The sequence below is a fragment of the Marinobacter sp. LV10R510-11A genome (assembly GCF_900215155.1).
Lineage (GTDB): Bacteria > Pseudomonadota > Gammaproteobacteria > Pseudomonadales > Oleiphilaceae > Marinobacter.
The window spans coordinates 914,143-935,550 of sequence record NZ_LT907980.1 but is presented as its reverse complement, the minus strand read 5'-3'; the positions used below and the strand labels follow the sequence as shown (position 1 = coordinate 935,550).

Annotated in this window: 16 protein-coding genes and 6 pseudogenes; 6 read left to right on the top strand and 16 right to left on the bottom strand. The window is 46.8% G+C overall.

Annotation, left to right across the window (positions count from 1 at the left end; genetic code table 11):
• Positions 1-282: 282 nt before the first annotated feature.
• Positions 283-500, top strand: a pseudogene (locus tag CPH80_RS04485) (transposase domain-containing protein); the annotation flags it as partial.
• Between the two features lie 129 nt (positions 501-629).
• On the opposite strand, the gene CPH80_RS04480 reads toward CPH80_RS04485, so the two are convergent.
• The 5 genes and pseudogenes from CPH80_RS04480 to vapB all read right to left on the bottom strand — a co-directional run bounded on the left by CPH80_RS04480 (position 630) and on the right by vapB (position 4,178).
• On the bottom strand, positions 630-1,775 hold the full coding sequence (locus tag CPH80_RS04480) for a hypothetical protein (protein WP_197703606.1): 1,146 nt from the start codon (positions 1,773-1,775) through the stop codon (positions 630-632).
• 66 nt (positions 1,776-1,841) lie between these two features.
• A complete protein-coding gene (locus CPH80_RS04475; RefSeq protein WP_096275804.1) occupies positions 1,842-2,432 on the bottom strand; it encodes a hypothetical protein in 591 nt (196 codons plus the stop codon).
• A 424-nt stretch (positions 2,433-2,856) separates the two neighbouring features.
• Positions 2,857-3,153 (bottom strand): annotated as a pseudogene (locus CPH80_RS04465) (GFA family protein); the annotation flags it as partial.
• Positions 3,154-3,537: 384 nt separating this feature from the next.
• Positions 3,538-3,951 (bottom strand): annotated as a pseudogene (locus CPH80_RS23265) (type II toxin-antitoxin system VapC family toxin).
• Positions 3,948-4,178: a type II toxin-antitoxin system VapB family antitoxin gene (gene vapB, locus CPH80_RS04455; protein ID WP_096275801.1), complete on the bottom strand. Its 231-nt coding sequence runs from the start codon at positions 4,176-4,178 to the stop codon at positions 3,948-3,950. Before vapB ends, CPH80_RS23265 begins: the two are co-directional and overlap by 4 nt.
• A gap of 744 nt (positions 4,179-4,922) precedes the next feature.
• On the opposite strand from vapB, the gene CPH80_RS04450 reads away from it, so the two are divergent.
• Both CPH80_RS04450 and CPH80_RS21515 read left to right on the top strand, forming a co-directional pair.
• A complete protein-coding gene (locus CPH80_RS04450) occupies positions 4,923-5,267 on the top strand; it encodes a hypothetical protein (protein ID WP_096275800.1) in 345 nt (114 codons plus the stop codon).
• A gap of 119 nt (positions 5,268-5,386) precedes the next feature.
• On the top strand, positions 5,387-5,503 hold the full coding sequence (locus CPH80_RS21515) for a DUF2384 domain-containing protein (RefSeq protein ID WP_134035144.1): 117 nt from the start codon (positions 5,387-5,389) through the stop codon (positions 5,501-5,503).
• Positions 5,504-5,825: 322 nt separating this feature from the next.
• Here the strand turns inward: CPH80_RS21515 and CPH80_RS04445 are convergent, their stop codons facing one another.
• The 6 genes from CPH80_RS04445 to CPH80_RS04405 form a co-directional block, all read right to left on the bottom strand.
• Positions 5,826-6,482 carry a hypothetical protein gene (locus tag CPH80_RS04445; protein ID WP_096275799.1) on the bottom strand — a complete coding sequence of 219 codons (657 nt, stop codon included), beginning with the start codon at positions 6,480-6,482 and terminating at the stop codon, positions 5,826-5,828.
• A 1,056-nt stretch (positions 6,483-7,538) separates the two neighbouring features.
• Complete coding sequence (locus CPH80_RS04430) at positions 7,539-7,772, bottom strand: DUF2188 domain-containing protein (RefSeq protein WP_096275796.1); 234 nt, start codon at positions 7,770-7,772, stop codon at positions 7,539-7,541.
• A gap of 1,602 nt (positions 7,773-9,374) precedes the next feature.
• Positions 9,375-10,439: a lysozyme inhibitor LprI family protein gene (locus CPH80_RS04425; protein ID WP_157746848.1), complete on the bottom strand. Its 1,065-nt coding sequence runs from the start codon at positions 10,437-10,439 to the stop codon at positions 9,375-9,377.
• 24 nt (positions 10,440-10,463) lie between these two features.
• Positions 10,464-11,468: a lysozyme inhibitor LprI family protein gene (locus CPH80_RS04420; protein WP_096275794.1), complete on the bottom strand. Its 1,005-nt coding sequence runs from the start codon at positions 11,466-11,468 to the stop codon at positions 10,464-10,466.
• A gap of 275 nt (positions 11,469-11,743) precedes the next feature.
• On the bottom strand, positions 11,744-12,241 hold the full coding sequence (locus CPH80_RS21510) for a hypothetical protein (protein ID WP_134035147.1): 498 nt from the start codon (positions 12,239-12,241) through the stop codon (positions 11,744-11,746).
• Positions 12,242-12,827: 586 nt separating this feature from the next.
• The gene (locus CPH80_RS04405) at positions 12,828-13,220 is read right to left on the bottom strand and encodes a hypothetical protein (protein ID WP_096275792.1); all 393 of its coding nucleotides are present in this window, start codon (positions 13,218-13,220) and stop codon (positions 12,828-12,830) included.
• Positions 13,221-13,890: 670 nt separating this feature from the next.
• Here CPH80_RS04405 and CPH80_RS04400 point away from each other — a divergent pair.
• Together CPH80_RS04400 and CPH80_RS04390 are read left to right on the top strand one after the other, a co-directional pair.
• Entirely contained in the window at positions 13,891-14,226 is a 336-nt protein-coding gene (locus tag CPH80_RS04400; protein WP_096275791.1) for a hypothetical protein, read from the top strand.
• A gap of 722 nt (positions 14,227-14,948) precedes the next feature.
• A pseudogene (locus CPH80_RS04390) lies at positions 14,949-15,910 on the top strand (IS1595 family transposase).
• 280 nt (positions 15,911-16,190) lie between these two features.
• Here the strand turns inward: CPH80_RS04390 and CPH80_RS23140 are convergent.
• Both CPH80_RS23140 and CPH80_RS04380 read right to left on the bottom strand, forming a co-directional pair.
• Positions 16,191-16,458: pseudogene (locus tag CPH80_RS23140) on the bottom strand (transposase); the annotation flags it as partial.
• Between the two features lie 127 nt (positions 16,459-16,585).
• Complete coding sequence (locus CPH80_RS04380) at positions 16,586-17,185, bottom strand: hypothetical protein (protein WP_096275790.1); 600 nt, start codon at positions 17,183-17,185, stop codon at positions 16,586-16,588.
• 347 nt (positions 17,186-17,532) lie between these two features.
• On the opposite strand from CPH80_RS04380, the gene CPH80_RS21505 reads away from it, so the two are divergent.
• Positions 17,533-17,775 (top strand): hypothetical protein, encoded by a 243-nt coding sequence (locus tag CPH80_RS21505; protein WP_134035150.1) that lies wholly within the window; start codon positions 17,533-17,535, stop codon positions 17,773-17,775.
• A 220-nt stretch (positions 17,776-17,995) separates the two neighbouring features.
• On the opposite strand, the gene CPH80_RS04375 is transcribed toward CPH80_RS21505, so the two are convergent.
• The 3 genes and pseudogenes from CPH80_RS04375 to CPH80_RS04365 all read right to left on the bottom strand — a co-directional run bounded on the left by CPH80_RS04375 (position 17,996) and on the right by CPH80_RS04365 (position 20,966).
• Positions 17,996-19,357 (bottom strand): nucleotide-binding domain-containing protein, encoded by a 1,362-nt coding sequence (locus tag CPH80_RS04375; RefSeq protein ID WP_096275789.1) that lies wholly within the window; start codon positions 19,355-19,357, stop codon positions 17,996-17,998.
• A 2-nt stretch (positions 19,358-19,359) separates the two neighbouring features.
• Positions 19,360-19,905 (bottom strand): Pycsar system effector family protein, encoded by a 546-nt coding sequence (locus CPH80_RS04370; RefSeq protein ID WP_096275788.1) that lies wholly within the window; start codon positions 19,903-19,905, stop codon positions 19,360-19,362.
• Positions 19,906-20,255: 350 nt separating this feature from the next.
• Positions 20,256-20,966 (bottom strand): annotated as a pseudogene (locus CPH80_RS04365) (transposase).
• Positions 20,967-21,408 lie beyond the last annotated feature (442 nt).

Below are 21,408 nucleotides of genomic sequence, written 5' to 3'. Positions count from 1 at the left end.
AAGTTCACTATAGTGGCAAGCCATTCAACTAAAGTGGATCTGGTTTGGCCTAGTCGGGCAACAAATGGGAGTCAGTTCATTTATCCACCGGCCCTTTTTATGAATTGGCCTTGGTGTATTTGTCCAAAGAAAAGATCTTTTCTAACTCTACAGGTCCTTTTGCCAGCCCCAGACGCATGTCCGGAGTTTTACCTTAGTCATTCACTTTGCAATAGTTGTAATAAACTCGGTAGATGTCTTCGAGATGGTTATCTATCCGGGTTATGGGGTGAGTAGCCATACCAGATCCGGCCTTGGGCACTGGGTCGCTCAAACTGGCTGTTCGCCGGTTCACCGAGAAGTGGACAGCGCGCTGCTGCGGTGATGATCCTGATCCAGTCTGCTACGATCCGTATGCCTATCTGAAAGATGTGCTGACAAGACTTCCGACGCAGAAGAACAGCGCTATTAACGAGTTGCTACCGCACAACTGGAGGCCAGCCATCATTAGCAAGTTGTGATGGCCGGACGGTTACCATCTTCTCTCCTTCTCGGATCCATAACGCCGAAATCAGGCGCGGCTGCGGAATGGAGGCTAAGCCGCAATGCAGTAGCCGTGACTGTGATTGTTCGCTGCTTGAAACATGGGGCTACTTCACGCGGGAATAGTACTTTTCGCTCAGCACATCACGAACCTGACGTAAATTAGCACCGACTAGGTTAGCGATTAGATCTGAATCAAACCCCCATTCATTACCATATTTTCGGATAGAAATAACCTGATCTCGGTTCAATGTGTTACTGCGTTTGAAAATAACTTGTTCATAAAATTCATCACTCGACCAATTCTTCTTAACCCAAGGAGCTACACGCACTCCAGATTCAGCATCAAGTAGGTACTTAGCCGAAGCGTGATCCCGCTCATCGACTGAGACCTTTGTTGTGCGGTTCAAATATCCAAGTTTATGGAGGAACTGAAAACCGGCAAATCCGCCTGGGATCATGTTGAGCCCTTTCGGGTAGAGGGTACGTTCGACTAATTTCTCCTCAACCTGCATCGCTTCCTCGTAGGTTAGGTTGACGTATTCCAACTCCGATAATAGCGCTGCACCTTTCCTTACTAGTTCAAAACTCCCAAGCCCCGCTTGAACCAAGCTATCGACGTTCAGAACCTTGCGCAGGGAAGTATGAAAAAGCAGTTCGCTTCCGGTTAGCGCGTCTCGCTGATGCTCTTTGTATCTTGTCTGCCAATTTCGTGAAGTGAGCCCGATGTAGCTAGCAGATTCAAACTGAGGATCAGCGAAATCCATTGCCGAAATATTGTGCTCATAGATCATGTGACCTCGCTCTACGTTGCCCCAATTTCTAAGAATGCACTGAATCGGAACCGAGAAAATTCTTCGAGATTGAACATATGCCCCCGCTGGAGTATCCAGACCATTGGCAGGCGGCTCCCCTGCTACCCGCTCGAAATGGAAAATTATGGTTGGTGCTTGTGGTGTGCCGTGCGAGCTGGCTTGCCAGCTATAAAAACACTGGTCCGGATCAGGCTGTTCGTCAAAGAGGATAAACCGGAATTCAATAAGGAGGTCGTGCTTGCGCCCGGATCTGAATCTTCCCCATGCTTTTTTCCCATGCCGTGATTGCTTATTAATTTTCACAAGATCGGAAATACACCCTTTCAAAACTCCGTGCATTCCTGCATCTATCTCAACCAGTGCAGTTTCAATCTGACTGAGGCTTTCTACCGGAATCGGTAAAAGCGAGAGTGCGTTTTTCTCATCAAGGTATCGCATGTTTTTTGATCAGCTAATGATTGCAGCAGGGGCGCGACGTTAGGAACGTCCATTGCCTGCACTATGTTAGGATTCACTACGCCGCTTTCGAAGTTCATCATAGTAGTATGATGCTTTTTCAGGGTCACCCAATGCAATATCAAGCATTACTTGAAGTGTCATGAGCGGCCCTGGAACGATTCCACTCTCATCAATCTCCATATCGCGAAATTCTGGGCTGATCGGGATCTCGAAGTTTACGATCCACCACACCTCGATTTTACGCAGCAGCGTCACCATCAACTCGAACTGCTGGGAGAAGTTAACTGCCACATCTCCAACGAGGAATTTAGGCATCTCGTGAGCAACATCGTTCCTGCACGTTCTGATGCTATTGAACGCATCAATATCTTGGTCTGAAATCGCATCCTGTTCTTTAAGCCATTCCAGTGAAGCCCTCACCCTGCTTTTGTGAATGGACAGAACTTCTTTTTCATACTCTGGAGAGACTACGTTGCCTTCGGGTCCGTAGCCATCGGTAAAAAAGGTCTCGATTCTCTCAATAATTGCATCTTTGAGAAGCTCGAAAGCCGCCAGATATATTGAGGCTGAGATAAGTTTAGGCCTGAGAACATCAGGGTTTAGGAACTCTTCCCAACGGGTTGACGAGTAATCCATCAAAATCCTAAAGGAGCACAGCAGCGACCACAGCTCGCGAACTGCTGTGAATTGTTAAGTCGTGCGCAGGCCTAATGATTGAGTGGCCCATCCAGTTTTGTGTTGAACATTTTCAGAAAGTCTTTCTTATCCGTGAACCGAAAAATAGGACCTCGATACCCATATAATTTTTCTAGAGCCTCAGAGGGTGACAGCGCTTCCAAGCTTAGACCAAATGTGACCACGTACCTTGAGCCGAGATATGTCTCATTGAGTAGGTCGTAGCCATATAGGTAACAGGCATCCTCCTTTGAGTAGACTTCCTTGACCAGAGCTACCATTTCTACTCCTTATTGATATCATTCAGCTCTAACGCCCGCAGCATGCGCGGTTTTGGAATGGATGCGAAGCCGCAATGGAAAAGCCGTCGCCGTGACTGCGATTGTTATGCATTCTTGGGACCTTGCTCATGATACTGAGTTACTGCATCGGGCAGGGTTTCCCAAGCTACTTTAGAACCCACATAGATGTGCATGCCAATCTCAACTTTCGGGTCACCATTCACACAACCTAAAGTCACACCATGAATAACACCATCCAAAATGCCACACAGCGTAGACCCGCATTTGCTACAAAACTGCAACCCAAAGCCATGGCTACCGACGTAGGACGTGAGTAATCCCTCGCCGGACAACCACCCAAACTCAGATGGTTCAACCAAGGCATATGCTGACGCCTGGGAGCTGAATGCTTTGCGTCAGCGAGAGCAATGGCAAGACTTCGCATCACGAAGCCTGCTATCAACCTGGCACCTCACCTCTTCGCAAAAACACTGCCGGTTATAGGCACTTCACTCTCCATGGTGCATACAGTGATTAGACCGCCTTCCGCGATATTGCGATAAAGCCGATTCCAGATAACTCCGCTCTCTGTCCAATCCGACTCGGCCTTAAATATTTAATTTAACAGCAGCTTAGTTCACTTTTCTTTCGATCACTACGTAATCAATTGACATCCACATTTTGCTCACTGAATACTATTGTATACGCAGAAAGTACTACGTTGAGTAGCCAACATGGACGGCCATCAAACTCAACCACCATGTCTGCGGTACCAGTTTCGTGCGTTAGTTGACCCAATGTTCGTAAACAAGGCCAGGAACACGAGCAAATTCAAGCACATTGTTCGTTACCAGAGTGCAAGCAGTGGCGATTGCATGCCCCGCTATGGCCATGTCGTTGGGGCCAATGGGGGTGCCTGCTTTTCTAAGCTCTCACATCGCATTGACTGTCGCATCTACCGCCCTCTGATCCCAAGACAAAACAGCGTCAACCCGCTCTACGAACTCATCAACTAAAACCTTGTGCTTGGCCGAGGCTTTTTTGCCGATTTGGCCGTAGCGCATTTCTGCATACGTAATGGCTGAGATAACAATCCGGTTGCCTTGCTCAACTTCGTTGGTCAATCGCTGCAACACCGATGCCGGACGTTTTCGCATAATATATGAGCAGATACAGGTATCGAGCATGTAGGTGGTCACAGCTTAAACCGGCCTTCATCACCCGCGACCACAGGCCGCTCCTGAAGAAACTCGGCGTCCGCTCTCGGCAGATCAGCAAAAGATGCCCAAGACGACCTGACAGGGCGAAGAGTGATCACATCCCCGTCTCGCGAAATTTCAAGTTCTCCAGTACCGGCATAGGCCATGTCAGCAGGCAATCGGACGGCCTGATTCTTGCCGTTTTTGAAAATAGAAACTGTGCGCATCTTTTCACCTCCAGTATATGGATCGCAGAGATACTATAGCGCTCAGGCCATGCCTATGCATGTGAACCTTCGTGGGAATATCGTGCCTCACCTAGCACCTGGTCAGCCACACTAAAGTAAATGGCATGGCCTGATTGATGGCCATTCCCGATGGTTCCGGCTACACAGGCCCCTCATTGATTTTCAGGTTCAGGCCTTCTTCACCGTGTCCCAACAATTACGATGGGCGTTTGGCTACTATGCCGTCTGCTGCTGACTTCTGCTAAATCACCGGCAAGGTTACCCGCATCAGCGCTATCAGTGTCCATCTCGTTCGCTCGTAACCGCCGATGGCAACGCATGCGCCCAAGCTTGATCGACCAGTGGCCTGACTGGTAATTGACAGATCGCTCGTTGAGCAGACCCCGATACGTCGAACCGCCCCAGGTAAGGACAACCCGGTCTCCAACGGCATTTTTTATCCTCAACAACAATTCCCTAGAGTAGCTTCCCCAATAATTTCACCATCGTTATCCAAGCTTACTAAAAACCAATTTTTGATTGTTGTATCCGTCATGATCATCCTTGGTTTCTATTTTAAATTTGCTGATTTACTATAACTTAATCCACAATAATGATATTGTAAAGTACTGTTTTCGTTGTATTTATTTTAATATAAAATAAATATAATTGATTAATTTTTTGATAAATAAATAAAGTTATATTTATCTGTCTGATAACAAAGTAAATATAAATAGGTGGTTCATGAAAATACCAAAAAAACAAGTGCAATCGTTGGACGCATACAAGAGAAAACGACTTTTGGTTGCTTATGCAAACGCGTGGCAGGAGGCACTTCCAAGGCCGTCGTTAATCTATCCCAACCTGATCTTTGTCTATCCTGAAGACTTAGCAACGCAAGATCGGGAGCTATTGTTTCGCAAGCTAGATCTGGCAGCCGCACAGAACAAGCAGAAACTGGTGATTTCCGACTGTCACTACAGTCGGGCAGGTTTTTATATTGTATTTGATGAAATTGGTGGTGACGAAAACAATCCAGTGGACATTGACGAGATCGTGGAGGAATGGAGTGAACGAGAGCGTCGGTGAAATTAGCAAACTCAATTTTTGCTACCTAAGCGTCCGCTACTCACAAATTCACGCGATAATGGGATGGATCTGTAAGCTACAGTTTGTTGAGGAATACGCCAAAGGGGAGGAAGTAACGAATGGCCATCGCAACAGTTGATAGTTGGATCAAAAAACCCAATAAATTTTTCGGTGGAGTCTCTGCACTTGATGTCATGCTAGAGGGGGATATTGAGCGAATTCGCGGAGTGAGCTAACTCTCCCGAAAACTGCTCTCACAAAGTAAATCTAACTCAATCAGGCGAGCACAGGTGGTCGAAGAGACGATAGGAGTGCCGTCCCTGACCGTGACCCCGTATTAGGTCCAGCCAGGGTTGGAAAAATCCGGTCATGATCCGGATACGGGAAAAGAGCCAACACCCCTGCCCTCAATCCTTTCTTCACGTAGAGTATTTGTCATCAACGATTCATTGCAGGATTTCCAAATGGTAGGTCCCAAAGTCATCTGAACTCTGCTAATAGCCGGTGTCCGGGCAGTTATTGAAACTGCTAAAACATAGAGAGGTGCGCTTGTATGCCTCACTTCTTCGGCGATTCGTAAGCCTGAACCTTTCCTTTCAAGATGTCGCGTTCAGATCGAGCCTCTGCCACAGCACGCTCTGATGCTTTTAGGTCTTCCCGAGCCGTAGAAAGCTGAACATCAAAGTCAGCTTTTTGCTGTTTCCAGCCGGAGACTTCGGACTTCAGACCAGCATTGTCTGATTTTTGATCTGAAACTTCACCGAGGGCTTTCGACAACTGGGTTTGCAACTGTTCTATTTGAGCCGCTTGGTCGTCATCGTTTGCCTCCAAGGTTCGGATTTGATCCAGTTGCTCTGACAATCGAGACTCATAGTCCGCCTGGCGATCCTCAAAAATCACTGTGGCGTCTTTGATCGATTCATTAATGCCTCTGCCGACTTTAAACCACTGACTTTCAGCAGCCTCTCGGGTCTGCTCCGAAAGCCGTGTCACAAAATCACGGAACCACACCGGCATAGGCGGTGTGGAATCACTCTGCTGCTCAACAAACCTATCCTGTGCCTGAGCCAGTACTTCCTGGCATCGCGAATATTTACCACCCACTGCTTTCTGCAACTCGGCTGCCTTGATGTCCTTAACGGAACGCCCGCTTACAACCTGCGATTCGACCCAGGAGAGATACTCATCTTCTGTGTATTTTTCTGGCCTAGCCATGTTTGCGCACCTTTACTTAGTGATTTAGTTATTGATTCACTAACTTACTAAGTTACTAACTTACTAACTAGCGGTCAACCCTACTTTCACTTTTGTAGCGAATAGGCCAAATTGCTAAAGAACGATTTCGCTGATTAGTTAAAAAGAGAAGATTGATTACATCTGTAATTATTCAGAGACGCGGCGAAGGACCTTGCGACAGACGCAGGAGACCGGCTCAGGGCATTAAGAAGGCACAGGCCGAAGGTAAGCATCTTCGCAGACCCGCTGACAGTGAGAGGCATCAATTTATCGCTGAAATGATCGACAAGGGTGTGAGTGCTGTAGGTCATGCTACCGCCAGTGCCCTCAGTCCACTGTACGCCGCCGAGAACACGCATGAACGCCTGACCCATCTGGTGAGCTTGAAGACCTGCTTTCAATTCTTGCAGCCATTCTAGCCACAGGTGATTCGCTGTGACGACTGAACCCAATGGCTTGAATTCTTTTTGGTGTCGTAACCGCATCCGGTGGTACCCCCTTTGTTACCCTGATGCACAACACCCGTGGGAGTGTGTTTTACAGCCATGGTGCTATCCCCTTGTTTTGTCTCTTTGGATCTTCTTTTTGCAGGAATTTCACCGGTTCATCATCAGCAGGCTTTGCCTGGAAGGAGATTATCCCAACATGAGTCCATATGGGCAGAAACCACCCGGGAACCATGACGCCCCAAGGAACGCACGTTTTGGAACGGACGCGAAGCCGCAACTAAAAACGGACGCCGTAATTATGGTTGTTACGTTTTGAGCGTGCTTAGGCAGACAGGTGTCCGACAACGCCACCGACTCCGATAGCCCACATAGTTTCAAGCATGGAGCTTAAAAAACGCGAGTTCGGACAGTTAATGCTTTCACCATAGGCATCCCCCTTTTCACTGTTGCTGGTGGCCGGCAGGACCACGTTTACGCTGATGTATCTCAGTAAAATTAATAAAAGGGCTACAGAGCCAACAAGCGCCAGGGGAATCGAACCCCAACCTTCTACCCCTGTCGGCCTAAGCACACTCAGTTCTAACTACTATTTCTTGTCCTTGGGTGGCATCGGATCGTTGCCATGGCTATCTGGATTTTGAATACTCCCATCTTTCTTATGAACCACGAATTCAGATTCCTGATTCCTGCTGACCTCACGACCATGATCGACGGCATCTTGTTTGGTGTCAAAATGTTTGATGGCTCGCTCACCGCCACCTTTTTTTAAATCCCAACCGCCATCAGGATTGGGAACCACATGATGTGTTTTTCTAGGCATTGTCATTCTCCTCTTTGAACGAGAAACGCTTGAGTGCGAGATACACTAAATCAGCGCCGTCGATCACTAATTGCTTAGTGGTCAGCAAAGCATTGATCACTTACTCAATCTCTTCCCGCGTCTGGTCGAAGCACGACTCCAGAACTCAGACCACCTCAACCAGCCAGCAAGGTGACAAAGCCGGGATTGCGAGAAGTAAGCTGCTCTTCAATGATTCTGTTGGCCAATGTGGACTAGGCAGGGGGAGGACATACGGGAACTGCAAATGGTTTGGGACTCTTAGATCATGGGGGTGACACTCATCGATCAGTATCACTCAGTCGGACTTGCTTGGGGCTGAGCAAGTAGGGGTCAGGGGGTTGGTGCGGCCCGCAGCCGAAGGCGAGGACTCGGCCACTTGATAGAGTTTAACTCATCAGCTATTTGAGTGGGGTTGCAGTAAAGCGACAAGAAACCTCTGGAGCGTGAATGAAACATTAAGCCTACAAAATGTTACAGGTCTTCCTTTTCATCTACGTCGCTCTAACGCATCATCTATAGTCGTTTCAGATGTACTGGTCGACAAATAATACTTAGTAGTGCCTTAGAGATGCTCACATGTGTTGGCAGATGGCTCAAAGAGCTTAGACTATCGCTTTCTAATCGCAGGTCTAAAATCAGCGACAGGGCAGGATTTTTCTAAATAGATGAGGTGATTAATGGGTTGGTTTGGTGGACCTTGAAAGAAAGTTTTGGATAATATTACGACCGGAATTGCTGAAAATATTATGAAAGAATACAGCGTCAACCGGTTTCAGAATAATTTTTTTACTTCCAGATCTTTGAGGCTATAGCCCAAACGGCGACAGAACTGAAGTTGGGATTTATCGTAAAAGCTAAGTACCTAGCTACTGTTCGGACGAAGCTGATTATGCTGGGAATGCCAGAAACAGACGCTGATTATATCCAAGGCCTGATGGAGATCGAAATGCGAAAATGTCTTTAACTCCATAGCCAGTCAAGCCAATGAGCGCGCTAAAGGTTCCTGCTGCCATACGAACAAATAAACCCTATCATATCCACAAATTAATTAACTAAACTCGCGCAAATCATGATGAGAAAAATTATTAACTTTACTAAAACTACTATCGCTTTAATGACGTTATCAAGTTTCTTAACCGGCTGCGGAATGTCAGACAGTGAAAGGGCAGCATATGACTCATGCATAAGATCCGGAGCTTATGTGGACGCCTATGATAAAAACCGGAACCACCTCCCGAGCACAAAACTTGGAAAACAAATAATCGAAGACGTTTGCTATACTAAAGTCCAATTATACTCCGAAGGTTATCGTATCGAAAAAATAGTAACTATCGAAGATTTTTCCATATACTTAGATCACAAAATAAATGAAAGATCACTTAAGTCTATATACCTAACGCGAATTCGAAATTGAAATTCTATGACATAAATATGTGCAGAATACTTAAATTTTTAGCCATCATTAATTTTAGTATAAATACTGCCGCGCAGGACTCTTTAAACTTTATAAAAAATCTAATTCTTTAGATACTTAAGGTAATTCCGACTTGAAAAGGTTTTTCATGGCACTTATTTTAATAATTAGTGGGGCGGGGGATAGAGTCTGCCACCCACTACCATTTCTCTCCAGGATTCTAATTGTAGCGTCCTTTCCTTTACTACTGGGGAGATAGCTCTGTCGGCTTCGTTGGCACGCACTCCAATAAATGTATTCATATCTGACACTTCGTACTTATCATCTAGCAAATGACTATTGAAGTCGATCATACTATCGCGACTTTTAATCCAATCCCTCTGGACCGTTCTAAGCAACGCTTTGCTCTTTTTGGTCAGTACTTCCATCAATAATTGATACTGTAGGTTTAACTCTCTATCCCAGGCTTCATATCGGACAAAGCAGTTAGGCGTGCTGATCTCGGCTTTAGACTTCTCAATACACCACATGCCATAGCCCTCTAAATACTGGTCATAGGACTTAACTGATTCGAAATCTGCTAACATGGGAAGATCATTCAAACTCTTGATAAAGTGATAACCTTGTCCAGAAACTTCCTTTTCTAGACCTTTCTCTGTTTTATCACCTTCTGCCTGAGTAACCGGTGAGGCCCCTCGGGTGGCATATGTAGGAATAGGGTCTGCCTTCGCAGCTTTAAGGCAGTCCTCTAAGAAATTAAAAGCCTCCGTCATCGTTCCAGAAAAACTCTCAACGTCTAGTTCGCCACTTCGGGCTTTACCCTGAACAAAAGCCTTACTACTCTGCTGAATCTCTCGGACAGAAGAACCATCGGCTATGGCGTTGGCTACAAAGTTTTTATACTTTTCATCATACAGACGGACAGCTAGTACTCCACAAACAGAACTGAGTGTAACCATTTCTTGAACTGAGCGTTCGGCGGCGTCAATGGAGATACCTTCCTGTTTTGAAATTTTTTCGGGCACGCCCATCTGCAATAAAGTAGATGTCATTTCTTGAGAAAATGCTTTTTGATATCGGTTTTCCGCATCCGATTTAGAGAAGATGGGGTCACCATTAACATGCAACGATATGAAAAAAATACACATAATTATTGAAATTTTTCGCAAAATAAACCTACTCATATAAATGCCTTTGCTTGGAAACAGGATCCAACGTGTAGAAATGGTCAATTTTCTTAACCACTCTTCAATCAATTAGGGAATTAAACTGCGGAGTCGCATAGCTTGTGCCTTGGTTAAACCACTATTTAAATTAGCGGCACGTATAGTCCATATAGTTCCTGGTCTTTGAGCTATTGTGCTAACAGCCTCTATCTGAGCGTCACGGAACTTAATCCATTGTCGTTGCGCAGCGCGGACTTTCGATTTCTCCTCGTCATCCAGCATTTTTAACAACATCAGGTAATTGCTATTCAACTCCATATCCCAAGCTTTTCTGCTCTGAGAGTAGCATTCAGCATATGATATTGTGTCCCCGGCAACATCAATGCAAGCGCTCTCAAGTCTATCAATGGGATGATCACCTGAATAGAAATACACGGGTACGGATGTTTGAGAGTCGAGATCTTTCAAGCGGATTTGTGTAGCGGGCTCATAGATCAAAGATACCAGCTTTCCTACCTGCCAATCATCGACTTCTTCCCAAGGAATAGGGTCAAAATCAACAGTGACTTCCTGTCCGTTCCCAAGCTCTACATACCCCGGATCATGGTTGCCGACGTATGTTGTAATTTCTTCAAAGCTGTAATGACTGCCGCCGAACGTCAGTTGTTCTTCGAGAACAAAAGGCTCACAGTTTGTAGGTCGCTCGATCCAAGCTTCCTCTGCGCGCCACTCATCCTCAGACTCTGAGTACGCGAGCTTATGAGTTGATTGAGAGCGATAAGATGCATCGGTAATTTGGTTCCCTAACGTGATCTTGTTGTTGGCATGAAACTCAACCCACCAATAGTCGGTTCCGTTGTAAAGATGGAGCTTGGTATTAGAAGCATAGTGAATTTTCGAAAAAAACTGCTTTGGGAATTGCTCACAATAATATTTCAGTGACTGCCCATAAGAGCTTAGCACCGTGCGCATGTTGAATTTATCTACGAACGCTTCAGGTGTAAGCTGGCGAGACTCGTCTGCGGCAGCGTTCAACGCGGCTAATGGCCATAGAATTACCACAAACACTGCTGCTTTCGCTATATTTCCAAACACTCATAGTCCCCTAAAGTAGGATAACCCCCCATTTTGGAGGGGGCGTATTCAACCGGTCACGACGACACCTCGGTCAGCCTATCGACCGAACAATGAAAGGCCAACGTTTTTCTGGGTCGGCTGTTTAACCTTTCTTCTCACATTTGGGCGGCCTACACCGCTCACTTCTTGGCCAGACCCTCTGTTCCGGGAATCATAATGTGGCCGTAGGTTGATACCAAAAACTGGCCGGACTCTGATTTAGGTGCTTGGCCACGTATTGCCGGTGGCTTTTATTATTCTTCTGAATTTGATTGGTCCTGAGCGGTTTGAAGTTTGTTTTTCAGGACCATTTGAATGACAGCAATTTCGTCATCCTGCTTCTCTGACTCAGAACATTTTCCCAAAATGCATTTGAGGTGATAGGTAGAAAACAATTCGTAATAGCGGGCGCGTTTCTCAAGGTATTTCGAGCGGGGCACTGGCGGCTCATTGCGGGCTTTGATTGCTTCCTCATGACGCCGTTTAGCGGCTTCCAACGAACCATATCTCCCGTGTTTCGAATAGCCGTGACACAAAAAACAAATTCCGTTTTCAACATGGCTAAATTGAGGAAGATAGCCTGATCCACCACAACGACCACATGGCTCTAGACCAAGCCTTATTCGTCTGATTCGTTGCTCGGCATTTCGCCTTCGTTCGCCCACAAGGAGGCTGCGCCGCATGTCTTTGACAAAGGCGTAGATCAAGAAAGCGATGAAAGCCAAGCCTGCTGTATTTAAGATGAAATCCATATCCTAGCTCTGCGTTCTCCCTGTGGCCAATGTTACCTAAATATAGAAGTAATACCGCCGGTGATCGTCCTGCGTGAAATAAAGCACCAGCACATTGGTATTGAGTCCGATCATCGTCCCGCCCTTTGCCAAATCGCTAAATCCATTTCCTCGATGTTGACGGACCGCTTGGGAGTAATCATGCCTCGCAATCGACTCACATCTTCCACAGCAGCAAACACTTCCCAGTGACCCTCTGCCACTTTCAAAAACTCCACTCGATCCCCAGGACCAACCTTAAGGTCGCTGCATACACTGGCCGGGATTGTTATCCGCCCCTACTGGTAACTGTTGCTGCCGTCATTCTTACCTTTCCTTATTGGTTACTCCTTACTTTAGTAAGGAGTAAAGTGGGCAGGAAAAAACCAACTGATATCCCCGATATCCAATCATTCCTTCCCCGCGTCTTCGCTACGCGGTAGTTCTTTTCGGCGATCCAGGTTTTAGCTTTCCTGAGTCAGATTTTCAACATTTTTGCTCAGTTGCTCCATCTTGGCAGTCAACAGCAAAATCTCATTGCCAAAGCCGAACAATCGTTCAATAAAGCTCATGCGGCGTCCTCGTTCTCGGTAACAAGCAAGTCAGCTACCTCGTCCATCCAGCCTGGAGATTCCGCAACCTCCTGGCGCACCTCCTGATCAATAGCCTTTCTCTTCGCCGGGTCATCCAACCCTGCCAGTGTTTCGCGTACTCGGGCGTTAGCTGCGTCTACGTCATTCATTGCTGATTTGAGAGCTTTCGCCATGAACTCAAGCATAGCTTCTGCCGCTTTTTCATGCTCTGCCGAATCGGACTGCGCCCGTTCGTGTTCCGGGTCGTAATTCTGAATGGCGCGGCGCACCAACTCTGCCTCAGACAGATCGTAACGGTCAGACCACTCATGCAGTCTTGATATGCTGTCTTGCGACAAAAGTAACTGTTTTCGGCTTAGCGCAGACATGATCACCTCTTTATCTCAAGTAATGCCTAAAAATACACATACACAAGATCATACATAATGTAGGAGCGAAAAAATTAGGTCTAATGCACCTCCCCGGAATCCCATCAGTTGACCCGGATCGCGTAAGGCGCTTTATTGCCAGGTCCAAAATGTTTGTGCACGACTATTTAAGTTTCATATCCCGGCCACGGTCGCACCAGAATCTTGCCTCAATCCCCCCGCTGCCGGGTAGCCAAGCTTGACGTGCATTTCGTCGACCAGCAAACGACGATGAGAAAACGAAGCCTCATCTTCTGAATAAAAACCAGGCTTACCGCAGTACCATTGATCCCAAGCGCATTAAAAGCCACCACGCCTCTCTTAGCTGGACCCGGGACCGTAAAGAAAAGAGCAGACACTAGAAAGTTTAGGTTTTTTGCGGCCTTGCAGCCTTAATTAAGCCAGCCTGATTATTGCCAATAAAGGCGTGTCGTCGCGAAGCTTTTAATCCGCCCATTTCAAACGATTGTCGACGTGAAGCCCGCTCTCCACAACGACTAGAATTCTCCACGCACCAAACAAGAAGATACAAAAACACACAAATAAAACGGCATTATCATACTTTTAGTATAGACACAACATCTATTCGAAGATATTATTATTGCTCATTCATTGACAAACGGAAGTATTTATGAAAACAAATATCGATATGACTCTCTACGGAACTCTGCCTTCTGGATATGACGATAGCGCATCTATGGAAGGAGCGGTTCAAGTGCATTTTGATGACGGAGATCGCTACTACCAAATGATTGTGCGACACGACGGAACGTCGCTCTCTACTGACGGTGAAGAAGGCTCGGCAATCCATAAATTAATGGATTATTTCGCTGCTAAAGGAAATTCAGTTGATGACAGTGAAGAGCGCGCATGGGAAGTCGTCAGGGAAGCAACTCGCCGAATGTATTTGGCCTGCAAAGAAGCCGATTTCACGCCAGATGGTCTGGAGAAGTTTGAAGCCGTCTAAAGGAAATGTTTTTTCTGCCCGAGGTGAGCGATCTACTGGTCGCTTGCGGAGGGCTGATACTCTCAAAGAATCAATCCCCAAATGACTCAAACATCCCCTCTCAAGCGCAGCCTCTTCAGCCCCTGAATTGAAATGTCAAAGCCTTGATCGCGAGTAACAGTCGGAGCTTTTTAGTTGAACCAGAACGTCAGCGTGTCCTGCGAACCATGTCGCAGCGAAACGTCTTTTCGAAATTTAAAACGCGCATCAGTTCAGTATCTTCCAGTTAGATTTTTCGCTGGAGGTGAACTAGTAATGAGTGACCGCCTTTACGCTATGCTCCAAGGCAGTCCCTTCTTGCTTACCCTGTTAAATCACGAACCTTGCCGATTGTAGGGTGACTGATTCGTTGGTTTTAGCGAGATTCCTTCTTGGCTCGCTTTTGACTGTATCGCTGATTCCGTTCGTCCAAGCTTTAAGCCAATTACCCTTGTTGGCGTATTACCCTTTGCCAGCTCCTTCAATTGCTTTACGTCTTGGTCAGACCATGACTTGCCAGTGTTCTTAGTTGATTTTGACATTTTACTGTCCTCGTGTTTCGCGAGATGTTGGTTTTCGTGCAATGCACACACTGTCCATGGGGACAGTACTGTATATTTCAGGCTATGTTGGCATCATCTGTTGGTTTGCTCCAGTGATACTGTATATACTACTGTATATCCGGTTCCTCTTGGGAGCAAATTATGAAACGAGCCGACATCAACGCCCTTGAAAAGACCCTGGCCCACCTCCCGGTGGATCTCAAACAACACCTTGCCAATCAGCTCCTTGGGCAAATTAATGCTCAGGCTCACACGTTGCTCGAAACTGCCAGCCCCATCGCCTATGCCCTCACTGCGGTGATCAGCATCTCATCAAGTGGGGGCGCTCTGGCGGCTTGCAGCGGTATCAGTGTCAGAACCTGAGCTGTCACAAAACCTTCAATGCCGTTACAGGAACATCGCTGGCCAGGCTGCATCACCGTCATAAATGGTTTGATTACTTGCGATGCATGCGAGACAGCCTGACCTTGCGGGTTTCGGCAGCCCGAGTAGGCATTGACTTGAAGACTGCTTTCCAATGGCGTCACCGTTTTCTGAGCGCCAGCGCAAAAGCCAACGCGAATGCCCTTTCGGGAATTATCGAAGTGGATGAAACGTTCTTTGCTGAGTCCTGCAAGGGCAAGCGCAACCTCACGCATCGCAGCCCCAGAAAACGTGGCGGAGAAAGTAACAGGAAGAAAAAAGCGGATAAAATTTCGGTGGTTATTGCGCGAGACCGTAACGGTCATGTCAGCGACTTGGTGGATCCGACGCTGAACAAATCAACGATCCATGCTTTTCTGACACCGATTATCAATCGTGATTCTATTTTATGTTCCGACGGCCACAGCTGGTATAAAACCTTCTCCAGCGACCATGGCATTGCCCACCATCGACTGATCACACTCGACGATCAACGAGTGATCGGCAAGGAATACCACATTCAAAACGTCAACAGTTATATCAGTCGATTGAAGGGCTGGATGGCCCGCTTTCATGGCGTGGGGACAGCGTATTTGCCGAGCTATCTGGCATGGCGACGGCTGTTCGAAAATGCGCAGGCTTCAGAGGAGGCGTGGCTTCGTGCGGCAATAAGTGCAAACCAACAGATGATGCCAACATAGCCATATTTCAACAGCTTTGTGCTTTAACAAGGCTGTAGAAAAACGCTTCTTGGAGCGGTTCTTCACCGCCTGGTTCCTGATTTTAGTTTCCCGGCCATCAACTGGTCGATTAGCCTGATTTGTGTATTCTGCCAGCCATGTCAGCATTTCGATGTTATCAGAGGCGGGATTAGTGCATTCCAGCGACCCTATTTCCGGCACCCCTCGCCCAGGCTCACGCCGCCATCTATCCGTAATTCGCCAGTTTCTCGATGTTGTGTACCAGGCAGTATAGTTGCCATTAGCCCTGCACCTTATCCCGGCCTCGCAGACTGAAGCGGCTGAGCCGTTTATTCGTGCCGATATTACCGAACACCGGTTCCACCACCGACATCCGGTGACTGTATATGGCTTTGCCCTGCTGGCTGTCGATAGGTGGGGCCTCGCTTCAGCTCAAGCGTGTAGGAGACCTGCCGCCCTTTGCATTTGCGGTGATTCGCAGACTCCGGGTTCTGCATGCATTGATGCTTCTTGGTGCAATGCCGGCACTGGAGTAATCGCCCTTGGAAGCGGGGTCATGTGTGCCTGTCCATTGTGGGTATCTTCTGAAGCCTTGGCTATTAACGCTTTCAGCATGCGCGCCATTGGAATGGAGCCGAAGGCGCAATGTAATGGGCGTTGCCGTGCCTGCACTGGTTAGGGTTTGCTGAATTGTGATGCATTTTCAATGAACTTTCGGATCCCGTATGACGTTGAAGCAGCTGGAAACTCGCTTCCAGATGACTTTTCGTTGGTACATACTGCATCTATGTAATCTCTCGCTAAATCAACACGCATAATCAGCTTATTGGCTTTCTCCATTCTTTCCAAGAGATCGATATCTACCAAATACCGCTTTGATGACACATTGTGAGGCGGAAGGTAAAAGCTCATACCTGCGTGAATACCCGAAGAATAATAACCAGGCTTTGTTTCAATATCCGTTAGTTTCTCAAGAGTACTAATGTCAGTGAATTTCTCGTCGATATTGAGGTGTAGAGATTTACCGGATTGGATAGAGTGAGTGCCACCAATGTTAAGTTCGAGAGAGGCTTTTTTAGACTTGGAAAGGTTGGTGTCTTGATAAAGATCAAAGGTAATCGGATCACACCAAATGCTCTTTACCTTTATCCATTTGGTTCCATCAAAGGCCGACTCTCCTGTCTCAGAAACACTATACATGCTTGCCACCATATTTGAGGTGTTTGCAGCACAACCAACTAACAAAAGAATCATAACAAAAAGCAACGATCTCATTTTAACTCCCATGAATCCTAACGCGGAGCGCACCGGTGGCCTTTTTGGAGCGAAGCGGAGAAAAGGACATCCGAGTGACGCGTATTGTGTACGCCCAGCATGGGCATGAACTAATGGGGTGAAAGTCCCCTGTGGGAAGATCACCGATCAGCCGGTTTTAACCGATTGAACGCTAACCACTAGCGCATGGCAAGGGCCAATCCGCGAGGCACGGTCTGGAGGAAGCCGCTAGTAAAACTGCGAGCTGATGAACAAGAACATCATATGAGGCGTAGGCCGGAGGCGAGTTGACACCAGACGACGAAGCCGCGTGATCTGACGGCCACCGTAAATGATGCAGTTGTGCGATGAAAGTTCATGCTCTTATCTGGGGCGGTCCGACGCATCGGGATCTGCTCAACGAGCGATCGGTCAATTACCAGTCAGGCCACTGGTCGATCAAGCCTGGGCGCAGCCGTTGCCATCGGCGGTTGCGAGCGAGCGAGGTGGACACCGATAGCGCCGATGGGGGCAACCCCGCCGGTGATTTAGCAGAAGTCAGCAGGCGGCATAGCAGCCAAACGCCCATCGGGATGGTTGGGACAGGGTGAAGGCCTGAACCCGAAAATCAATGAGGAGTCTGTGCAGTTTAACGATTCCATATCCGACCGGACTGAGGAACGTTGGCGCAAAATCAGAAGCCATCATTGGGGTAGGGGGAGGTAATCAGCCATCTTACTCTGAACGTTTTCGGGAAACGCCCTGTGCGGATCCGCATGCAGGGTGTTGTGGGGGCTGGGGGTTAGATACCCCCGGCTACCCGATTATATCTTACTTGATCATAACTCCTATCCAATCGCGAAATATCAAAGCTCCATTGGAGTCATAAATATCACATTTCATGGTATGCAAGCCACGATAAAGCGTAGATTCGGATAGCTCAACTTTAGATAAAGGAGCAAAAGACTTATTGTATTGACTGACTCTCTGTTTTTTTAGGTATTTAACCACTCCTTCTTGTTCAATGTCTCTTTCATCTTCAGGGACTGCTGCTCCATGATTCACTTTTTTGAAAACTACTTTAAGAGGAAAACTCAACCTATTATTTGTTCTAGACCCGGCTTCAAATATTAATGAAACATGAGGCTCAAGGAATCTAGAAGCAGATATATATTCTATTTTCTCGTTATTTTTTACCGTAAAACACCTGTAGTCCAATTCTGTGTGATCTTTTACAGAATTACCACTAATGCTTTCTCGAAAATTTCTAGGCAATGCAGAAAACTCCAAGCTCTTATCGTAAGATAATATCCTCATATTATAATTTAATGGATCACCCTCAGAATTAGTGATATTAGGGGTGACAGTTGGGAGGTTTTCTCTTTCACCTTCCTTTCCTCTCATTTTAATTTTACAATACTTCTCTGGCCAGTTTACAAAATCCAATAAACCTTGCCCGAGCATTGTTTGATTTTTTCCGGCTAAACCTTGAAGTTTCGAAGCCATGTCCACCGGTAGACCTGTTGCGGAAACTTCCCCAACGTTTTGATAGCCGTAACTTCCCCATAATATTTCATGATCATCACCAAAATCACAACCAACTCTAAAGCCAAAGTCTTTAGAGTCTAGTCCTTCGCGTTCCATCCAAGGCTTAATGCTTCCTTCTAAAATAGCTCTTAATGTAATGGAGCAATTTATTGCATCAGCAACTGCATCTTCCTTTTCAATGTGATTTCCACCAAAAAAAGCCATGACAGCATCGCCCATTAGTCTATGGACATGACCATCGAATGAACGGATGACTTCGACACAAGCTTGAATTACGGAATTTTTAAAAATAAAAACAAAATCTAGTGGGTACAGAAGAGAAAGACGAGTAGACCCTTTAATATCTACAAATAAAGTACAAGCGTAATGGTTAAGCGTATTAACAGTGCCTTCAAGAGCTATAAAGTCTGGATGTGTTCCAATGGCTGATTCATTTACGCCCTTTTTTCCAAAGTGAGGACGTATCTTTTTTTGAAGAAAAAATTCCTCCTGAGGCCCAGATGGTAGCGTATTTAGCGACCCTTTTATTGGATGGGAATCCGAAGATTCTATAGAAAGAGACTCTGACTTGTTTGTGACTGTTGTTGTGGATCGATTTTTAACAGAATCGTATAAGTCCTCAAACATTCGTTCAAAATTTGCCATTTTTATTTAGATCCTTCTAATATAAGAAGTAGCAATGATACCGCGAATAGTGGTACGACACCGTAAATCGTTATTTTAATCGCGAATTTCAAAACTCTAAATTTTTCGTTAATAATATCAGCTACGATATATGTCTGTTTGGCAAGATCTTCGACAAGATCTTCGGCCGTGGCGTCTTCTATTTTTTTAAAATATCCATCTGCACCGTTTTCACAAGTTGCAACATCCCCAAAGAAAATTAAAGACTTATCGCCATCATGAGTTTTAGTGTTAGGAAAAACTGTCCGTAAAAGATTTACAGCAGAAAAAAGTGAAAAAGCAATTGTTAATGCAGAGAAAATGATTACAGTATAATAGATGTAATTGCACCCCGATGGTTCTGGCGATATAGACATAACTCGAATTGTCAGACCATAAATAATTACGCCAAGAAACGACATCATTAGGCCAACTTTGAAATTTGTCGTTGCAACGTAATGGTCGTACCTTTTTAGAACATCGAATAAAAATGCTGACTTTTCTGTCAAGGTTTCATTTCCTTCGCTCAAATCTATCTCCTATCTCTTGGGTAACTCGGGAATATAACACCTAAGCATTTAATGGTTGTGCGCAGCATGACCATTAAATGTCTGTTGGACTAAGCCGCCAACTCCGCAGCTATCGAACGGTGCCTAAGGATAAAGTAATTTGGAGGCGAAGCCTGAACGGTATATCTGGGGCCGGGCTCGAAGCAATGCCGGCGGGGTTTGGTCTCATTCGATCCTTCATGAGGCGGTTCCTTGTTGTGATGCCCCTCAGATTACCTCTCAGGTACCCGTTTTTCCAGCCTTCGGCCGCAGAGAGATCCAGCTCACTAAGAACTGTAGGTTTCCCCCGGCGGATCAAGAAGGCCGTGAAGCTAACCCGTCGGCACAGCCGTTATTCTGAACCGTGGAATCTGGCGAACCATACGCACCAGGCCATCATCACATTCTGGGCAGGGCCAGCATCGCTGGGATGTTGGACTCTCCGCTGTAGCTTCTGATCGGGGCAGCTGCGAGAGGCAGTGCCGGATAACAGCCAGTTTGCGTCGTCGTGTTCGGTTGCTCAGGTAGCCAAAATGACGGATGCGCATGAAGCCTTTGGGCAGGATGTGCATCAGGAACCGCCGCACGAACTCCTGTCCTTCCAGTCATTGGGTCTTAATCCGGGAGCCATCATGGTAATCCTTATATCGGAACGAGATCCGGTCACCGTCCATCGACAACAAGCGCCCGTTACTGATGGCGATTCGGTGAGTGTATCGAGCGAGATAATCTACCACGCTCTCGGCCTGGTTCAGGCAGTGTCGGGTGTAGACAACCCATTCCTGTTGCATCAGGCCGTTGAGTACGCCATCAACCTCACCGCTGTGGGTAACCCGGTGCAGTTCGCCGGCGTTCACCGCCGCTCTCAGCATCGACACCATTCGCCCTCGAAAACGTCGGGACAAAGCCCGTGCCGGAAACAGGTAATGGCCTTTTGCCTTGTGCCAGTCACCACTGCCGGTCAACACTCCGCCGGGGATCAGGCAATGCACGTGAACATGACGGCTCAGGTTCTGTCCCCAGGTGCGGAGCACCGCCGTCATGCCCAGTTCGCCGCCAAGGTGCCGGGTGTTGCGCCCAAACTGGTTAAGCGTGTCCCAGACTGCGGCGAACAGACAGCGGTAGATCACGTCGGGATGGAGCTGAACCCAGCCGTTCAAGGTGTGAGGTAGCGTAAACACCAGATGTCGGATTGAACCGGTGCGGCTTCAACCTGAACTCCACCGGTTCAACAGTCTTTCTCAGACACCTTTTAGTTTTGAGGTGCAGGCCAAGCTCATCATGCTCATTGAGTCTGGATCGAAGATCACTCTAAGGAACCGTCTCTCTGAGTCAATACATAGCCGCAGGTGAAGAAATTCACAATTAGTCAGCTCAATGAAATGAAGCACTAGGACTTTTAACAAGTGAAAGCACAACGACGCCCTTTTCATTACACTTTTGACTCCGTTCCACTTCTTTTCACTCTGGTGAGAAGTGCGTCAT

What these genes read in the sequence shown, in the direction of transcription:
- CPH80_RS04480 (WP_197703606.1), bottom strand. Translation starts at nt 1,775, where the DNA reads ATGCGATACCTTGATGAGAAAAACGCACTCTCGCTTTTACCGATTCCG.
- CPH80_RS04475 (WP_096275804.1), bottom strand. Translation starts at nt 2,432, where the DNA reads ATGGATTACTCGTCAACCCGTTGGGAAGAGTTCCTAAACCCTGATGTT.
- vapB (WP_096275801.1), bottom strand. Translation starts at nt 4,178, where the DNA reads ATGCGCACAGTTTCTATTTTCAAAAACGGCAAGAATCAGGCCGTCCGA.
- CPH80_RS04450 (WP_096275800.1), top strand. Translation starts at nt 4,923, where the DNA reads ATGAAAATACCAAAAAAACAAGTGCAATCGTTGGACGCATACAAGAGA.
- CPH80_RS21515 (WP_134035144.1), top strand. Translation starts at nt 5,387, where the DNA reads ATGGCCATCGCAACAGTTGATAGTTGGATCAAAAAACCCAATAAATTT.
- CPH80_RS04445 (WP_096275799.1), bottom strand. Translation starts at nt 6,482, where the DNA reads ATGGCTAGGCCAGAAAAATACACAGAAGATGAGTATCTCTCCTGGGTC.
- CPH80_RS04430 (WP_096275796.1), bottom strand. Translation starts at nt 7,772, where the DNA reads ATGCCTAGAAAAACACATCATGTGGTTCCCAATCCTGATGGCGGTTGG.
- CPH80_RS21510 (WP_134035147.1), bottom strand. Translation starts at nt 12,241, where the DNA reads ATGGATTTCATCTTAAATACAGCAGGCTTGGCTTTCATCGCTTTCTTG.
- CPH80_RS04405 (WP_096275792.1), bottom strand. Translation starts at nt 13,220, where the DNA reads ATGTCTGCGCTAAGCCGAAAACAGTTACTTTTGTCGCAAGACAGCATA.
- CPH80_RS04400 (WP_096275791.1), top strand. Translation starts at nt 13,891, where the DNA reads ATGAAAACAAATATCGATATGACTCTCTACGGAACTCTGCCTTCTGGA.
- CPH80_RS04380 (WP_096275790.1), bottom strand. Translation starts at nt 17,185, where the DNA reads ATGAGATCGTTGCTTTTTGTTATGATTCTTTTGTTAGTTGGTTGTGCT.
- CPH80_RS21505 (WP_134035150.1), top strand. Translation starts at nt 17,533, where the DNA reads ATGAAAGTTCATGCTCTTATCTGGGGCGGTCCGACGCATCGGGATCTG.
- CPH80_RS04375 (WP_096275789.1), bottom strand. Translation starts at nt 19,357, where the DNA reads ATGGCAAATTTTGAACGAATGTTTGAGGACTTATACGATTCTGTTAAA.